The sequence below is a fragment of the Photobacterium sp. R1 genome, assembly GCF_054600795.1.
This window is the reverse complement of the sequence record NZ_BAAHZP010000002.1, coordinates 270,779-286,897: the sequence shown is the minus strand read 5'-3', so window position 1 is coordinate 286,897 and position 16,119 is coordinate 270,779. Positions and strand designations below refer to the sequence as shown.

Below are 16,119 nucleotides of genomic sequence, written 5' to 3'. Positions count from 1 at the left end.
GCTTGCTCCGATCAGCCCAGGTATTTGGATAACATCGGCCCGATGTGTTTGCTCAGACCTAAAGGCAGGTTCTGCCAGGCTCGAATAAAATAGCGATATTTGGGGTTATTGGGCGAGAGGTTCGGCGGCCTTTTGGCCTTCACCAGTGCGATGCGGTAATGCAGCGGCTGCTCTTCCATACCCCAGTGTTTTTTGTAGTGATAGGCGCCAGAATCAATTTTACTGCGGCCAAAGTCGAACATTTCAGCGCCGCGTTGCCTGGCCTGAACCATTAACTGGTAGTACATAAAATCGTTACTTTTCAGATCCCGGGCTGCTTGTGTTCCGCCGCCGTAATAAGGCAGTACCTGATTCTTATAGTAAAAACTGAGCACGCCGGAGACTGGCTTTCCATTTGTATCCCGTACCACCAGAGTTTCGCAGCTTTTGCCAAAAGTCTGTTTCAGTTTCTGAAACAGGCTGGGGTGAAATACCGGGGTACCCAGATTTCTCACACTCTCAGCATAGAGTTCAAAACAAAGGTCAGGATTGTCTTCCGTTTCCCAGCTCAGGTTATTTTTCTGGGCATGACGAATGACAGCGCGTTGCTTGCGTTTGATGCCGGAGAGAATGTCATCTTCTGAATCCGCCAGTTTGTTTTTGAACGTGGCATGATGGCAGTGCCTGATCCAGGGGGCCTGGCAATCTTGTTCCTGACGGTCACGCAGTTCGATGTAATCCACCTGAAGCTTGCAGCCTAATTCCAGAGCAGCGGCTTCCAGCTGATGCCGGATCGTGTCCTGATCAGCAATCACACCGCCATAGACACAGAAAGGCGTCGAAACTAATGCATGTCCAAACAGAACACTTTTTTGTTCAAACATAGGCAAAACGCCCACCACCTGACCTTCCCGCTGAGCCATCAGGTAGTGGGGCTGATGTCCAAAGACGTCATTGATGACATCCAGCCAGCCGGACAGATGAAAAAAACTGCCTTGCTGATGTGTATTAACGTACTGATCCCAGGCTGTGTAATCTTTCCGGGTTAGTTTGCGAATCGTCAGGTCCTGATTCATAGTCATACTCATTCAATTGATAGGCCTGGCTAATCGTGCTCCACCGGAAGTCTTCCAGCAGACTGTGGAGCCGTGCTGCCATATGTTCAAGGTTCAGGTAATGCCGGAAACGGGATTTAAATGGCGCCTGCGAAATTCGGGGTTGCCCGGCATCAATCTCCCACGGATGAAAATAAAAACAGAAGGGCTGGTCGTATCGTTCGGTGAAGCTGCGGATGAACCGTTTACTGAATGCGTAAGGATAAAAACGAAAATAGCCGCCGCCACCGATAGGAATATTCGTTCCCAGGGTCTGATAGGTCGGGATCGGTATTTCCATTAATCTTTCTGCCCGCTGGTGGATAAAGCGCGGCCAGTCCGGACAGCCATAATGATCGTGCCTGACCGGGTAAGTGCTGCTGCTGAAGGTAAACCCCAGTGACTGAAGAATATCGAATGCCCAAAGGTTACTCGGATCGATCGAGAAACTGGGTGCACGATAACCATGGACTTCTTTACCAGAAATGTCTTCGAGCAGATGTTTGCTCCTGCTGACATCCTGATAAAAGGCATCTCGGGTTTGCTGATTGGCTTTGATGTGCGCGTACCCATGGCAGGCAAGCTCATGGCCTTGTTCTGTAATGGCTCTGATCAGGGAAGGGCAGGCATCTGCGACCCAGCCTAAGACGAAAAAAGTGGCTTTGACATGATGCTGCGCAAAAATATCCAGGACTTCTCTTGTGCTGTAATCAACGCGTAAGGGGTAAGTTGTCCCCCAGTCTTGGCGGTGAATAACAGACGAAAATGCGGAGACATGGAAATAATCTTCAACATCGACCGTCATGGCATTTAATTTTGAAGAAAATTTTGGCGCGTTTAAAAAACTCATACTAACGCCCCTTGCCAAACAGAACGATTTCAGAAGTTCTGATCAAAATTAATATATCTAACATCAGGCTTCTGTGCTTAATGTAATAAAGGTCAAACTTCAGTTTTTCAATGGCATCTTCAATGCCTTCCCCATAAGGGTATTTTAATTGGGCCCATCCGGTCAGGCCGGGTTTCACATATAAGCGATGGTTGTAGTAAGGAATAGACTGTTCGAACTGACTGGTAAAAACTGGTCTTTCAGGACGGGGGCCAACAAAGTTCATATCGCCTTTCAGAACATTGATAAGTTGTGGCAGTTCATCGAGTCTGTATTTTCGGATGAACTGTCCTACCCGTGTGATACGGGGATCATCGCGGCTGGCCATTCGTGCTCCTGCCTTTTCCGCATCCAGATGCATGCTTCTGAATTTATAGATGGAGAACGGCTCGCCTTTCAGACCGGTACGTTCCTGCGAATACAGAACCGGTGCGTTGAGGCCGTCTTCCCATTTGATCATCAGGATGACCGCGATTATCAAGGGCCAGGTTGCCAGCAGAATCAATAAAGCGATACAGCAGTTAAACAGCCAGTAAAATTGTTGCCGGGTGCGATTGCGTGCAGACAGCGTGTTGAAGATAACCCAAGACGGATGAATGTGATCGACGGCAACCTGTCCGGACTCTCTCTCGATGAAATCGATGATCTCAATGATTTGAATCCCCTGCATTTTGCACCGGGACAGGCTTTCTATGGGGAGATTTCCCCGGCGTTCATCGGCAGCAATAACAATTTCTTTGATGTGATGTTGCCGGACGACATCTTCCAGCGGTTCATTCAGCGGGATGATCGGAGAAACACCGGTTGTTTCCAGATTATCACCCGGCATCGGGATATAGCCGACAATATCAATCCGAACGCGGTCGGACTGGCGTCGCATACAGCGATTGATCAGACTGGCACGCTCACCGGCCCCTAAAATCAGGACTTTTAGTCTGCCCAGCATTTGATAACGGGAACGGATGGCGATATAGCGCACGATGACCAGCGCAACGAGTGCCGTACTGTACATCCATTCTCTGCTGAACCCTTCCGGAAAGGACAGGGGTGTGATCAGGTACAGACTCGTCGAGAGCATATACGCCAAACTTATGGCGACTAATATTCTGGCGGCAATGCCACTGTAAGATTCTCTGATCTTTTCATTATAAAGGCCAACTGATAACAGAGTCAGCTGTAAGGGAAGTGTAAAATAAATGAGATGAACAACATTTATGACATTCCAGACATACAAAGACCCCGATGACTCGGGGTGGTTTGCAATCAGCTGAACACACCAGAATATGCCGGAAAGCACTAATATGTCTGAAAAAATGAGTACAGCGTTACTTAAATTTAAATCATGAAATTTTGCTTTTGTCATATTCACCACATCCGAGGTGTAATTTATTAATTAATCGCCTCTTATGTAATGAGTATCGGCAAGCATAAAAAATCTGCAAAATAAAAAAATCATATATAGTTAAATTAGTTCAATGAGGCATTCGCCGGCAGTCATTGCAACTTCACTGAACCCATCAAGCCTTAGAAAAAGGCATGTAAGACACGGACTTAAATGCAGGATGGATGCTGTTATGACAAGAAGCGGTCACCTATCGAAGATTACAAGTTTGACAGCTGCAACGCTGATGGTGCTTCTGGCTGGTTGTTCGTCGAACTCGTTGCCACCTTTACCTACGGCAACCCCGCAACCCTCTCTGACAAAAAATATCAATCAATACAAATACCTGATTGGTCCCGGCGATACCCTGAATATCTTTGTCTGGGGCAATCCTGAAATTTCTGGGACTTACGTTGTCCGTCCGGACGGCATGCTGACGACATCTCTGGTGGAGGATGTCCCGGCATCCGGCCGCACGCCGACTGAACTGGCCAACAGTTTAGAAGCACGTCTGGCAGAGTATGTCCGGGATCCGATTGTCAGCGTCATCGTGAATGGCTTTGTCGGACCTTACAGCGAGCAGGTCAGGGTGATTGGCGAAGCACAACAACCGATGGCAATCAATTACCGTGAAAATATGACATTGCTGGATGTGATGGTGGCTGCCGGTGGTCTGACAGATTTTGCCGATGGCAATGATGCACGGCTGATCCGTGTGGTTGGCGGTCAGCAGAAAGCCTATGCCTTGCAGTTAGGTGATCTGCTGAGAAGTGGTGATATCACCAGAAATGTCGACATTTTGCCCGGCGATATCATCATCATCCCTGAAGCCTGGTTCTAATTGGAGGTTTTATGCAGGAACAATTCCAGAACCTGATTGAATACTTGCATGGGGTTTGGGTACGGCGGCGCTGGATCATTATAGCCAGTTGGATCCTCTGTCCGCTGGGTTGGGCCGTTGTGACTCTGTGGCCCAATCAGTACACGGTTGAGGCGAGAGTGTATGCCGATACCCGCTCGATTCTTCAGCCGCTGTTAAAAGGTCTGGCTATTCCGAATGACTCCAATCAGGAACTGAGCCTGATGGTCAAAACACTGCTCAGCCGCAAAAACCTGGAGACGATTGCCCGGTATACCGATGCTGATCTGAAAGCGACAAATAATGAAGAGTATGAGGATATCCTCAAAGAGCTGAAAGACCACATTGTGATCAAGTCTGCTGGCCGGGAAAACCTTTTCACCATCAGTTACAGCGGAACAGACCCGGTGTTTGTGAAAAATGTCGTGCAGTCTGCCCTGGATGTTTTTGTTGAGAATACTTTGGGGAAAAACCGTCAGGATACGGATAAAGCGAATGAGTTCATCAACCGTCAGCTCTCTGATTACGAAAAGCGGCTCGCTGAAGCGGAAAGTAAGCTGGCAGATTTTAAGCGCAAGCATGCCGGTTATCTGCCGAGTTCCGAACAAGGGTTCCAGCGTCAGCTTGATGGGCTGAACAGTGAGATCGAAGGCACGCATCTTCAGTTGCAGGAACGCCGGACCCAGCTGGAGACGGCCAAAAATAAGCTGAATGAGGAGATGGACACAGCTGCCAGAAATCAGAGAGAGCAACCGACGGCGTATGACGACAGGCTGGAATCGCTCCGGACCCGTCTGGATGAGCTGTTGTTCCGCTTTACCGACAAGCATCCGGATGTGAAAGAAACCAAGCGTCAAATCAGTGAACTGGAACAGCAGAAACAAGAATTGCTGTCAGTTTCTGGGGGAGACAGAAACAGTGAGTTCAGAAATACCGAACTGTTTCAGAATCTGAAGCTTCTGATCAGTCAGCTTGAAAACGAGGTCGCGTCTTTACAGGTGCGTGAAAAAGCCCAGTTGGAAAAAGCGGCTGACCTCCGGGAAAAATTAGTGAAGATGCCTGAAGTTGAAGCGCAGCTGACAGGGCTGACCCGGAGTTATGACATTACCAAGAGCAAGTATGAAGAGCTGTTGTCCCGTCGGGAGTCTGCCCTGATTTCCCAAAAAGTGGGCGCAGCTTCTGATGATATTACGTTCCGGGTCGTTGACCCGCCGCGTGCGCCGATCAAACCATCCGGACCGTTTCGTCCGCTGCTGCTGGCTATCGTCCTGGTCTTCGGGGTCGGAGCAGGGCTCGGACTGGCTTTCTTTGTCAGTCAGCTTTATCCGACAACAACCTCCGCAAGACAGCTCTATCAGATGACAAGTTTACCGGTTCTTGGTGGCGTCTCTCCAACCCGGCAATCTGGCATCATGGCTGCAGTACGCAGGGAGCATTGGCGGTTTGTCTGGATGAGTACCGCATTAGTGGTGTGTTTTTTGGGTTTCATGGCGCTGAACCTTGATGCCTCAATTCATGCGCGAATTATGCAGGAGATGGGGTGGTTATGAGTATTATTCAAAAAGCAATGCAGCAGAAAACTGCGCAGGACAACAAACAGAAAGAGCCTCAAAATCCTGAACGAGACGGCAGTCCCGATTTGGTGCACACGGATCCTGTGCCGCATCCGGGTGATCAGCCGATTGTCGCCGATGGTTTCCCTTCGGTATGGCTTCCGCCTGCGACGATCGAGATTGATTTGGATCGTCTGATGCAGATGGGGATGGTGTCTCATACGGATGAGCAGGCGAACGCGACAATCACCAATGAATTCAGGGCGATTAAACAAAAACTCTTTCACAATGCCTTCAGCAGCGGGGCGCAGTACCATCAGCGGTCAAATCTGGTTATGGTGACCAGTGCCGGATATCAGGAGGGTAAAACCTTCACCTCGGTGAATCTGGCACTCAGCATGGCTTCAGAAAAAGATAAAACAGTCTTACTGGTGGATACTGATGTCCTGAAGCCCGGGGTCAGCGACATGCTGGGGATTGATGATCGCGTCGGACTCATTGATTACCTTCAGGGGAAAGTGAATCATCTGTCGGAGATTATTTATCCGACCTCAATTCCGAATCTGCGTATCATCCCTGCCGGTCAGCCGCATCACCTGAGCAATGAACTGCTCGCCAGTAACAAAATGGAGCGCGTGATGAACGAGCTGGCGCACCGGTATCCGGATCGGATGGTGATTTTTGACTGTCCGCCGGTTCTGGGCGTGGTTGAAACGATTACTTTGTCGAAATTGCTGGGACAGGCCGTGTTTGTCGTGGAGCAGGACAAGACGCGTCTTGATGACGTCGACGTCGCAGTGTCACAACTCAATAAGGATATGGCAATCGGATTTGTGATGAACAAAGCCGTACGCAGTGTATTTGGTCAATACAGACATGGATATGACTATGGCTCGACAGAGGATCAATCCTAGTGTTTATCTGCTGGGAAGTCTTTCTCTGATAGGGCACCCCAGCCAGGCGGCGGATGTGAAGTTAACGCCATATGTGGGCACTGAATTTACCTTTACGGACAATGTAAACAGAACAGATACCGATAAAAAGAGCAGTCTGATCACCACGCTGGAGGCTGGTATAGAAGCCACAGTGCAAGGGAGCCGGGGATATATTGGTCTGGATTATGCGCTGAACTATCTCTTTTACACGAATGCCGACGGAAATGATGAGTTTTATCAGAATCTGGACTTTAACGCCTTTAAGGGATTAGGCCGGAGCGGGTTTCAGATCGACGCCAGCGCTTCGATTGAGAATATTGCCACCGATATCGCTACGGATGCGAATGCGGATGTGATTAGTGGCGATACCATTCAGAGTAATCAGGCTGAGCTGGGGCTGAGCTATCAAACAAATCCTCTCAGCACCATGGACTTACGCTCCCGAATCTATGCCCGGGTGATCACGAATGAAGACGACATCGGAAATTACACCGGATGGGGGGGGAATGTAACCTACGCCAATGGCCGGTCAGTGAAAGATGTCTTTTGGCTGTTCAGCCTGAATTATGATGACCGCGAAGGCAAAGATGACGGTGTATCGACGCAGTTCACCCGGATCAGTGAAATATTTGGATTACAGACAATCGGTGGTTTCGCGCCCTTCATACGCCTGAATTACGAAAACTATGATGGTGTGACGGATTCTTCCGAGAATGAAATCTTCAACTGGGGAATCGGGACCCGTTACTTCTGGGATCGTTATTCATACTTCGATGTGAGCTATAACTTTTCAGAAGATGATGTGAACAGTGATTTCTGGGCGGGGGCATTGAATCTCAGTCCGAATGACAAAACACGGTTTTATTTTGAGTATGACAAGCGCTTGCGAGGGGATGCGTACACTGCGGAAATCCGGAACCGCTCCCGGCGCTGGACCAACATTTTTACCTATGACGAAAGGCCGGACAGCTACGAGCGTGATCGCTTTGTGGAGGGTGGACGTATTGATGAACTCTACCTGAGAAAAGAAGCGCGCTGGTTGTCTGAACTGGGCTTACGCCGGACGCGGTACAGCTTTTCGCTGTATCAGATTGACAGGGAGACCCTCGAGTCATTGTCTGATCTGACAGACGATTATTCTCGGGGTATTGCGCTGGACGTGAACCACCGCTTATCCCGGGCATTATCCGGCCATATCGGCTATGGCTATGAACGTTACGAGTTTACTTATGTCTCTCAGGGCAAAGACAGTGACGATTATCATCGGTTTAGTCTGGATGCGACCTATGCTTTCAGACCGGAGCTGACGACCAGAACCGGGGCAGAATATTACAACCGTTCATCATCGAATTCTTTGAGAGATTACGATGAAACCCGACTATTTCTTGATGTGAGGGTGGAGTTTTAACTATGTATGAAGCGCACTTTGGATTTACGGATAAACCGTTCAAATTAAGTCCCGACCCACGCTTTTTCTTTTCCAGTCCACATCATGAAAAAGCGTTGTCCTATCTGCAATACGGCATCTCTTTGGGGGAAGGATTTATTGTGGTTTCCGGACCGGTGGGAACCGGTAAAACGATTCTGGTACATCGGCTGTTATCCGGGATTGATGAGTCAATTGTGGCGGTGCAAATCTCCACAACCCGGTTATCTGCAGATGAGCTCGTGAAGCTGGTGGCGTCTAAATTCGGAATTGCCACGGAAGGGTTGTCGAAAGCCGATATTCTGAAACGGCTCGAACAATTTTTATACGGGCTGCGCCAGCAAGGGCGCAGGGCGGTACTGCTGGTGGATGAAGCTCAAAATTTACCTGCAGATACAGTTGAAGAGCTGAGAATGTTATCGAATTTTCAGTATAACGATAAACCGCTGCTGCAAAGTTTTCTGCTGGGACAGGAAGAACTCAAAAGCATTATTCGCTTGCCTGAAATGGAACAGTTAAGACAGCGAATCATTGCGTCCTGTAATCTGCAGCCTTTTAACGCTGATCAGGTGAAAGAATACATTTTACACCGCCTCAGCTGTGTTGGCTGGCGCGGTACGCCCTCCCTGAGTGACGGCGTGTTTGAGGTCATCACACGATATACGCACGGAGTACCGAGAAAAATTAATCTTCTTGCGGATCGAATTTTTCTGTACGCCTGTATGGAAGGACTCAGTGCCATTAATACGGTGAATGCTGAGAAAGTTGTTGCTGAAATGAATCTTGAGTTACCGGCAGAATCTTCCCGGGAAACAGCTCGCGATCCGGCCGAAGACAAAGCGCACAGATATGAATACTCAGCCCGGGAAGAATATGACAACTATCATAGTCAGTATGAATCACTCAAACCGTCCGGTTCGTCGAATGCATTTCAGGCTCTCAATGAGATTGAAAAAGTCCTGAACAATGTGATCGAACGGAAGATCGCAACGATCCGAAAACTGGATCAGTTGTTGATTATGAAGCGGAAGGTGTTGTTGCAAACCGGAGAAGAAGGCATTGATGATGAAATGATTCTCAATGAAGACTATCCGCCCGGTTTACGGGAAAAATACTGGGTGAAACAGTTGATGAAATTATCTGAGTAACCCGTTTCACGAAAAGCATCGAGCCAGTAAAGATTCACTGGCTTTTTTATTGAAACATTGGAGAAAAATGCAGCCTGCCCCGAACAATTCGGCGGCAGGCACTATTTGTTGGGGATGAGTGGAGTTGTACCAGTCCTTGATAGAGAAGCGGCAATTAATCATTCTTCACCATGTATTTGTCCATCAGTGAATAAAGGGTCGGACGGGTAATCCCTAATATATTGGCGGTATTGGACATATTCCCGTTACTCAGTGACAGGGCTTTGGTGATGGCCTGCTTTTCGGCAGTCTCACGAACCTGACGAAGATTCAGAGCGATGGGCGCTGATTCCTCTTCATCGGGTTGAAGAGCCAGATCGAGGGCACTGATCAGTTTGTTGTCTGACATGATCACAGCCGACTTCACCTTATTTTGCAGCTCCCGGATATTACCGGGCCATGGGTGGCGCAGCATAGCGCGTATGGCATCGTCGGTGAAGCCATTGATTTTGCGCTGGCCGTTCGGTTGAGTGGCTTGTTGCAGGAAATACCGGGCAAGTAAGAGGATATCCTGTTCGCGCTCGCGCAGGGGCGGATTCTGAATCGTAATTTCACTGATGCGATAGAAAAGGTCTTCCCGGAAGGTTTTTTCCAGCATCATCTGTTCAAGATTCTGATGTGTTGCACAGATGATTTTGACATCGACCGGAATTTCCTGGCGTCCGCCGACACGTTCAATCACCTTTTCTTGCAGAAAACGGAGAATCTTTGCCTGAAGGGGATAAGGCATATCCCCAATCTCATCCAGAAACAGGGTACCGCCGTCGGCGCATTCGATCTTACCTGCCGTCGTTTTATGAGCTCCGGTAAAAGCGCCTTTTTCGAACCCAAAAAGCTCACTTTCCAGCAGGTGCTCGGGAATGGACGCACAGTTGATTGCGATAAAGGGCTTTTCCGCTCTGGGGCCTTTGGCGTGAATCGCCCGGGCGATGACTTCCTTTCCGGTACCGCTTTCACCCAGAATAAGGGTTGTAATCTCGGTTGGCGCGATGCGATCAATCATGCGGCAGACCTGCTGAACTTGCGGGCTGTTACCGATGAATCCGTTCGCTTCCAGTGACGACTGGCGTAGATGCGTATTTTCTATTTCAATGTTGGCAACGATAAAGGCACGATCGATGATCACGGCCAGGATGTCGTCATCAATTGGTTTTTGATAAAAGTCGTGGGCGCCCAGTTCAATTGCTTTTAAAGCATTAACTTTGTCATCGTTGCCGGTGATGACAATGACTTTGATAAAAGGTGAAAGTGCCAGTATTTCCTGTAAAACGATCAGACCTTCTGAAGCATTGGCTTCATCCGGCGGTAAGCCAAGGTCGAGGGTCACCACTTTGGGCTCATGGCGGCGCAGGGCAGTGATGGCTGAGCGGCGATCATGTGCCATCACCACGTCATACTGCGGGAAGCACCACTTCAGTTGCTTTTGAATGCCTGGATCATCTTCTATGACAAGTAACGTATCCATATTCTCTTCCTTACTTGCAAATTTCATGGTTGCTGGCGGAGCGGGGTGCGGTATTGAATGGCAGATGAATCGATATTGTTGTGCCATTATCGGGTTCAGATTCAACATCAATATAGCCACCCAGCTGCTCAATCAGGTTTTTTGCGTCATAGGCCCCAATCCCCATGCCGGCATTGCCTTTTGTGGTGTCAAAGGGTTTGAAGAGCCGGTTCTCAACGAAATCACGGCTCATGCCGACACCGTTATCCGCGATCGTAATGAGGTAGTCATGCCCGCTTCTGGCCGTTGAGAGATAGACATACCCGGACTCATCTGTTGCCTCCTGTGCATTCTGCACCAGATGAGACAGGATGTTGGTGAATCGTTCTTTGTCTGCCCTGAGCTGAAAGGGCTCATTGGTCAGCTCAATGATCAGCGGAGAAGGCGCCTTCACTGAGCGGCTGTCGCAGACCTGCCGGATGAGTGCATGGATATCAATGAATTCCACAGATTGGGTCTCTGCAGACTGAGTCTCGACCCGCTTGTTGTTCAGTTGCGTTAACACTTTTGTCAGCCTGATGGCTGCGGAGTCAACGGTCTCAAAGGCATCATCGATGAACTCCGGATTATGTTTATGCCGAGCGGCATTTTTGGTCAGGAGTTGCAGTTGCGCCAGCACATTTTTCAGATCATGAACCAGAAAAGCAGACATGCGGTTGAAAGTATCAAATTGCTGGCTTTCAGCGAGTTTCCGGTTTGTTTCAAAAACATTGAGGTAAACCGAGAGCTGACGGCTGATGGCGTTCATTAAATCTCTGTCTTCCCAGTTGACCTTCTCGGTTGATGTGGGTCTGGACAGCAGGCACACCCCGCGGGTCCCGTTGCTGCTGGTCAGCGGGATGAGGTAAGCCATTTCAGACACCCGGGCTAAAGCCGCCGCATCGACTGGAAATGGTGCAGGTTCTTGTCCCTGTCTGGCCTGTTCAATATCGAGTATCCATTGATGTTCAATCGCAGGTAAGGCAACTGTGGCAAGCAAAAGCGCGATATCCGGGTGCTGGCTGTCTATTGACTGACAGGCACGGACTTTCAGTCTGGGGCCCTGCAGTGTGGCGAGCACACCCTGGTCACAGCCAAAGGGATGCATCATCGCCTGCAGAGCTGTGTCGTACTGTGTACCTTCAGGGTTTTCAAGGGCAGTGGCAAACTGCATCCACTCCTCACGGTACTCATATTTATTTGCGAAGAAGTGTTTGGTAATAAACACCATGATGTTTTTGCGAAAGGTGTCAGACAGAAACAAACTTGCCAGCACCAGACCACTGAGGGCAAAAAAGAGAATCTGGACAGTATCACTCCATGTTTCTCCCATCGACTTGATATAAAAACCGGCCAGCGACATCACCAGCAGGTAGCTTGCCGCGACCAGTAACAAACTGCTGTGATAAATGATGTCGCGCGAAACATATACCCGGCTTTGCCAGTGTTCTGCGCGCCGGGCTGTCAGTAAGATCAGAGGCAGGGAAATCAACGTGACCCAGCCGCGACTCAGCCAGAAACCTTGGGTGAGAATATTGGTCAGAAATGCATCGGCGTAGAGGGCAAAGTGATACGCAAAATACATCCCCAGCCCCAGACAGAGCGGTTTGATGGCCCGATGCTCTTCTCTGGCTGTGCGTCGGTAGCGCAGTTCGACAAACCACAGACCAATAATGGACTGACAAAGATGCAGGAACAGAAAAATTCGTTGCTCAAGGACCGGCCAGAAGAAGCGGACGGCCTCGGTCAAGGCAGCCACCAGAATCACAAGACACAAAATGGCCTGCGCTTTTTCCGAAAATATGCGGGTGAAATGATGAGAATCCGACAAACTGCTGGTGATGAGCAGACACCAGCCCAGGCTCAGCAGGCTTTCTGTGAAGAGAACGGACAGAATGGACAGCTGATACTGAATTTGAATAAATGACGCTGATGCCCAGACTGTGCCCAAGAGGCAGGTCATTTGCAGTAACCGTTTGGGCAAACTGCTTGCTTTTGTGGTCAGCAATAGCAGGAATACGAACAGAAAGCCCGCTGCGGCCGACAAATATCCAATCTTGCCAAGCAAAGTATCCAAATGCCACGTCCTTTATTGAAGCCGGGATCATCCGTTGTGTTGAGATGACTTTTTAGACGCGGGTCAACGCCGCGTTCTGGAACATTTTTGTGATCTCTATTGAGAGAATAGTCCAGAAAGTGTCAATTTGTTGGCAGGGGTTGCGAACTGAATAGCTCTGAAGCGGAAGTCGTACAGATCGATTGGAGTGTGGCCTCGGGTTTGTGATTCAGCCAGTTGATCAGACCTGCCATTGTATTTTCACAATGCTCGGGAAGCCAGGTCAGGGCCAGTAGCATAAACAGCAGCGGCACAAAATTAAGGACCAGGATCAGCATGATTTTTTTCATGGTAACTCATCCTCTTCTATTCGAAGCCCTCCTTCCTTAGTGAACATTTCTTCTCTGATGATGTCAAACATAGCCTGACCACAGGTACATTTTTGGCTTAATGTTAAGAATGTCAGACAGAATACGCTGACAGAGCAGACATTTCGTCTGACTTCATGAAACTGACGTATTTCTCTCATCATACTGCCGCACAACTGACACGGTTGAGTCACAAATCATTCTCATACTTGTCCCGAATACCTACTTCGGATGGAGATAGTATGGAAACCGTAAGTCCTTTTCGTTTGCCACGGAAAACCCCGTTTGGGGTTGGTGAAAAACTGACTGAATGGGCAACTGGTTTGCACAGATTGAGTCGCTTTTATGCAGAGCGCCCGGCGGGACAAGATACAGAAGCTTTCCTGCGGTATACCCTGGATGTGCTTGGCATCGATTACCAGGTTGTGAAGGGCGGATGTCAGCATATTCCCGGACAGGGGGCAACGGTCGTTGTCGCGAACCATCCTTTAGGCTGTGCAGAAGGCGTGATTCTGGCACAGATTCTGCGACAGATCCGTCCGGATGTAAAAATCCTTGCCAATCATTATCTGAAAAATGTCCCGGAGCTTGATGCACTGTTTATCGGTGTGGATGTGTTTGAAGGCCAGGGTGCCGTTCGTGCAAACGCCAGAGCTTTGCGTGAAGCCAACCGGCATTTATCGGCTGGTGGATTGCTGCTGATGTTTCCGGCCGGTGAGGTGTCTGTATACGACAGAAAATCCGGACAATTACGGGACAAAGTATGGAGTAAATCCGTCAGTCGTTTAATACATAAACATAAAGCGACGACAGTCCCTGTCTTTATCGGTGGACGGAACAGTCGTCAGTTCTATATGGCCGGCAAGGTTCATCCGATGTTGCGGACGCTGATGCTGGGCCGGGAAATGCTGAATAAGCGGGCAACCCAGATCCCGATTGCGATTGGCGAAAGTATTCGCTACAGCGAAGTCAAAAATATTCTGGATGACCAGCAACTGGTGAATTATCTGAAGTTCAACACTTATCTCCTGGGCAGTGAGGCCAGCAGGAGAGAGTCGTGCTTTGCTGCAAGCCAGGCTGCTGTCAGAACCATGCTGAATGCTGAACCGATTGAATCCCCTGTTGCCGCTGATTTGCTGGAACAAGATATTGTAAACCTGAGTGAATCGGAGCGGATGCTCAGCAGCGGCGAGTTTGATGTTTATTGTGCCGCTGCTGAGCGTATTCCATCGGTCCTGAAAGAACTTGGCCGTATTCGGGAAATCAATTTTCGCGCTGTGGGTGAGGGAACCGGGAAATCGACAGATCTGGATGCGTTTGATCAAACCTATCTGCACCTGTTTGTCTGGGACCGTCAGGCCAGAAAAATTGTCGGTGCTTATCGTTTAGGCCTGACGGATGAACTGATGGCAGCCAGGGGACTGGGCGGGCTGTATTCCCGTACACTGTTTCGCTATGATGAGCGGTTTATCCGACAGTATGGAGCATCAATTGAACTGGGACGATCAGTTGTAGCTGAAGAGTATCAACGCAGTTTGAGTGCACTGTTGTTACTGTGGAAAGGGATATCTGCATTTGTTAGCCGCCATCCCCGGTATACACATTTGTTCGGGCCGGTCAGTATCAGTGATGAATACAGCCAGGAAGCCAGACAGTTACTGGCAGCTTGTATGACAGTGCATCACTCTGATCAGGACAGCGCAAAATTGGTGGCTCCTACCTGTCCCCTGACGAGTGATAAACGTGTCTTCTGGCAGCCGGATATGCTGACTGCGCTGGCTGATGTACAGCTGCTGTCGCGGGTGATTTCCCGGATGGATACAGGGAAAAGCGTTCCTGTGCTGTTGCGTCAGTACCTTGGCCTGAACGGGAAGCTGGTTTGCTTTAACGTGGATCCGGATTTTAATGACGCGCTGGACGGGCTCATCGTGGTTGATTTAACCCGGGTTCCGGAAAAAACACTGGCTAAATATATGGAGCCGGAAAAGGCATCAGCCTATCTGGCATACCATGAAGTCAAGGCATAACACTTAAGGTTGACCCGCAGGCGGCATGTGCATTTCTTCCGGCACAAATGTCAGCACATGCTGCTCTGTGGTCAGTGTCAGCGTATTACTTTCCAGAGACGTGGTATTCCACTGCTGCAGAGAACTGACGATCACGGTTTCTATGGTCGCAATTTCATTTTGAATACAAGCCATTTTGGTTGAAACGAAAGACGTGATACGAAACTGGTTCCCATTTTTGAGTTCAGCCAACCCCATAAATTGATTACAGCCGCTGAACCCGGTTGCTTTGAACTGGCTGTCCAGAGTCAGGCCAATCGGTGACCGGCTCTCTGCCAGAGCAAAATCTCTGCCATCTATCTTGGTGAGCACCCAGTCTTGCTGCAAATCTTTGGCGGTGAAGCCAGCTTTAGGCGGCTGTTCACACCCGGTCAGGCTCAGCAAGACAGCAAATAGTAACCACTTTTTCATGTGAGCGTCACTCGCAGTGTGAAGGAGATGTCCCTATTAATAGTAGCAGTTTACGACTGCAGAAGCGGTAACCCGGAAAGGCAGGCCCGGCAAATACATTGGCCTTTCGGTAAACCACTGGTGTCACGTTTGGCCAGCTCAAAACACCAGCATTCCTGATGTCCGGCTTCAATACCGCAGTAAGCCGGTTGCCAGCATAAGGCGCAATTATGGGTCGTTGCCGTGCCCTGAATTTGAGCCATGGTCTGAGTATGCGTGTCATCATTCATCAGTCGCCACTCACTGATTTCTTTCATGGTTCTCAGGCAGCCGCTACAGATGCCTTCATTGTTCTTACATTTAGCAACGCAAGGGGTTTTCACGTGTCTGACTCGCCGCAGTTAAAAGCGGGCATTCTACCCCAGACCATGTGAAATGTATCGGTCCGGGGCA

General features: G+C 49.3%; 14 protein-coding genes. 6 read left to right on the top strand and 8 right to left on the bottom strand.

The window, feature by feature from the left end; translation table 11 throughout:
• Nucleotides 1-11 precede the first annotated feature (11 nt).
• The 3 genes from ACYP03_RS04290 to ACYP03_RS04280 are packed head-to-tail and all read right to left on the bottom strand — an operon-like array spanning nt 12 to nt 3,325.
• On the bottom strand, nt 12-1,055 hold the full coding sequence (locus tag ACYP03_RS04290) for a FemAB family XrtA/PEP-CTERM system-associated protein (RefSeq protein WP_459778618.1): 1,044 nt from the start codon (nt 1,053-1,055) through the stop codon (nt 12-14).
• Nucleotides 988-1,923: an XrtA system polysaccharide deacetylase gene (locus tag ACYP03_RS04285; protein WP_459778616.1), complete on the bottom strand. Its 936-nt coding sequence runs from the start codon at nt 1,921-1,923 to the stop codon at nt 988-990. Before ACYP03_RS04285 ends, ACYP03_RS04290 begins: the two co-directional genes overlap by 68 nt.
• 1 nt (nt 1,924) lies before the next feature.
• Nucleotides 1,925-3,325 (bottom strand): TIGR03013 family XrtA/PEP-CTERM system glycosyltransferase, encoded by a 1,401-nt coding sequence (locus ACYP03_RS04280; protein ID WP_459778615.1) that lies wholly within the window; start codon nt 3,323-3,325, stop codon nt 1,925-1,927.
• 247 nt (nt 3,326-3,572) lie between these two features.
• Between ACYP03_RS04280 and ACYP03_RS04275 the strand changes: the two genes are divergently transcribed.
• Genes ACYP03_RS04275 through ACYP03_RS04255 form a run of 5 tightly spaced genes read left to right on the top strand, consistent with a single transcriptional unit; the run spans nt 3,573 to nt 9,264 of the window.
• Nucleotides 3,573-4,184: an XrtA/PEP-CTERM system exopolysaccharide export protein gene (locus ACYP03_RS04275; RefSeq protein WP_248142546.1), complete on the top strand. Its 612-nt coding sequence runs from the start codon at nt 3,573-3,575 to the stop codon at nt 4,182-4,184.
• Between the two features lie 11 nt (nt 4,185-4,195).
• Nucleotides 4,196-5,752 (top strand): XrtA system polysaccharide chain length determinant, encoded by a 1,557-nt coding sequence (locus tag ACYP03_RS04270; protein ID WP_459778613.1) that lies wholly within the window; start codon nt 4,196-4,198, stop codon nt 5,750-5,752.
• The gene (locus tag ACYP03_RS04265; protein WP_459778611.1) at nt 5,749-6,669 is read left to right on the top strand and encodes an XrtA-associated tyrosine autokinase; all 921 of its coding nucleotides are present in this window, start codon (nt 5,749-5,751) and stop codon (nt 6,667-6,669) included. Before ACYP03_RS04270 ends, ACYP03_RS04265 begins: the two co-directional genes overlap by 4 nt.
• Nucleotides 6,644-8,098: an outer membrane beta-barrel protein gene (locus tag ACYP03_RS04260; protein ID WP_459778610.1), complete on the top strand. Its 1,455-nt coding sequence runs from the start codon at nt 6,644-6,646 to the stop codon at nt 8,096-8,098. Before ACYP03_RS04265 ends, ACYP03_RS04260 begins: the two co-directional genes overlap by 26 nt.
• A 2-nt stretch (nt 8,099-8,100) precedes the next feature.
• Nucleotides 8,101-9,264, top strand: a complete 1,164-nt coding sequence (locus ACYP03_RS04255) for an XrtA/PEP-CTERM system-associated ATPase (RefSeq protein ID WP_248142542.1) — start codon at nt 8,101-8,103, stop codon at nt 9,262-9,264.
• 154 nt (nt 9,265-9,418) lie between these two features.
• Here the strand turns inward: ACYP03_RS04255 and prsR are convergent, their stop codons facing one another.
• From prsR to ACYP03_RS04240, 3 genes are all read right to left on the bottom strand, one after another.
• Entirely contained in the window at nt 9,419-10,768 is a 1,350-nt protein-coding gene (gene prsR / locus ACYP03_RS04250; protein WP_459778608.1) for a PEP-CTERM-box response regulator transcription factor, read from the bottom strand.
• Between the two features lie 10 nt (nt 10,769-10,778).
• A complete protein-coding gene (gene prsK / locus ACYP03_RS04245; protein ID WP_459778607.1) occupies nt 10,779-12,863 on the bottom strand; it encodes an XrtA/PEP-CTERM system histidine kinase PrsK in 2,085 nt (694 codons plus the stop codon).
• Nucleotides 12,864-12,985: 122 nt separating this feature from the next.
• Nucleotides 12,986-13,192, bottom strand: a complete 207-nt coding sequence (locus tag ACYP03_RS04240; RefSeq protein ID WP_459778606.1) for a hypothetical protein — start codon at nt 13,190-13,192, stop codon at nt 12,986-12,988.
• Nucleotides 13,193-13,452: 260 nt separating this feature from the next.
• Between ACYP03_RS04240 and ACYP03_RS04235 the strand changes: the two genes are divergently transcribed.
• Nucleotides 13,453-15,237, top strand: coding sequence for a lysophospholipid acyltransferase family protein (locus ACYP03_RS04235; RefSeq protein WP_459778605.1), 1,785 nt, complete (start codon nt 13,453-13,455; stop codon nt 15,235-15,237).
• 3 nt (nt 15,238-15,240) lie between these two features.
• Here the strand turns inward: ACYP03_RS04235 and ACYP03_RS04230 are convergent, their stop codons facing one another.
• Both ACYP03_RS04230 and ACYP03_RS04225 read right to left on the bottom strand, forming a co-directional pair.
• Nucleotides 15,241-15,687, bottom strand: a complete 447-nt coding sequence (locus tag ACYP03_RS04230; RefSeq protein ID WP_330959891.1) for an META domain-containing protein — start codon at nt 15,685-15,687, stop codon at nt 15,241-15,243.
• Nucleotides 15,688-15,737: 50 nt separating this feature from the next.
• Nucleotides 15,738-16,049 carry a cysteine-rich CWC family protein gene (locus tag ACYP03_RS04225; RefSeq protein ID WP_459778604.1) on the bottom strand — a complete coding sequence of 104 codons (312 nt, stop codon included), beginning with the start codon at nt 16,047-16,049 and terminating at the stop codon, nt 15,738-15,740.
• Nucleotides 16,050-16,119: the final 70 nt, after the last annotated feature.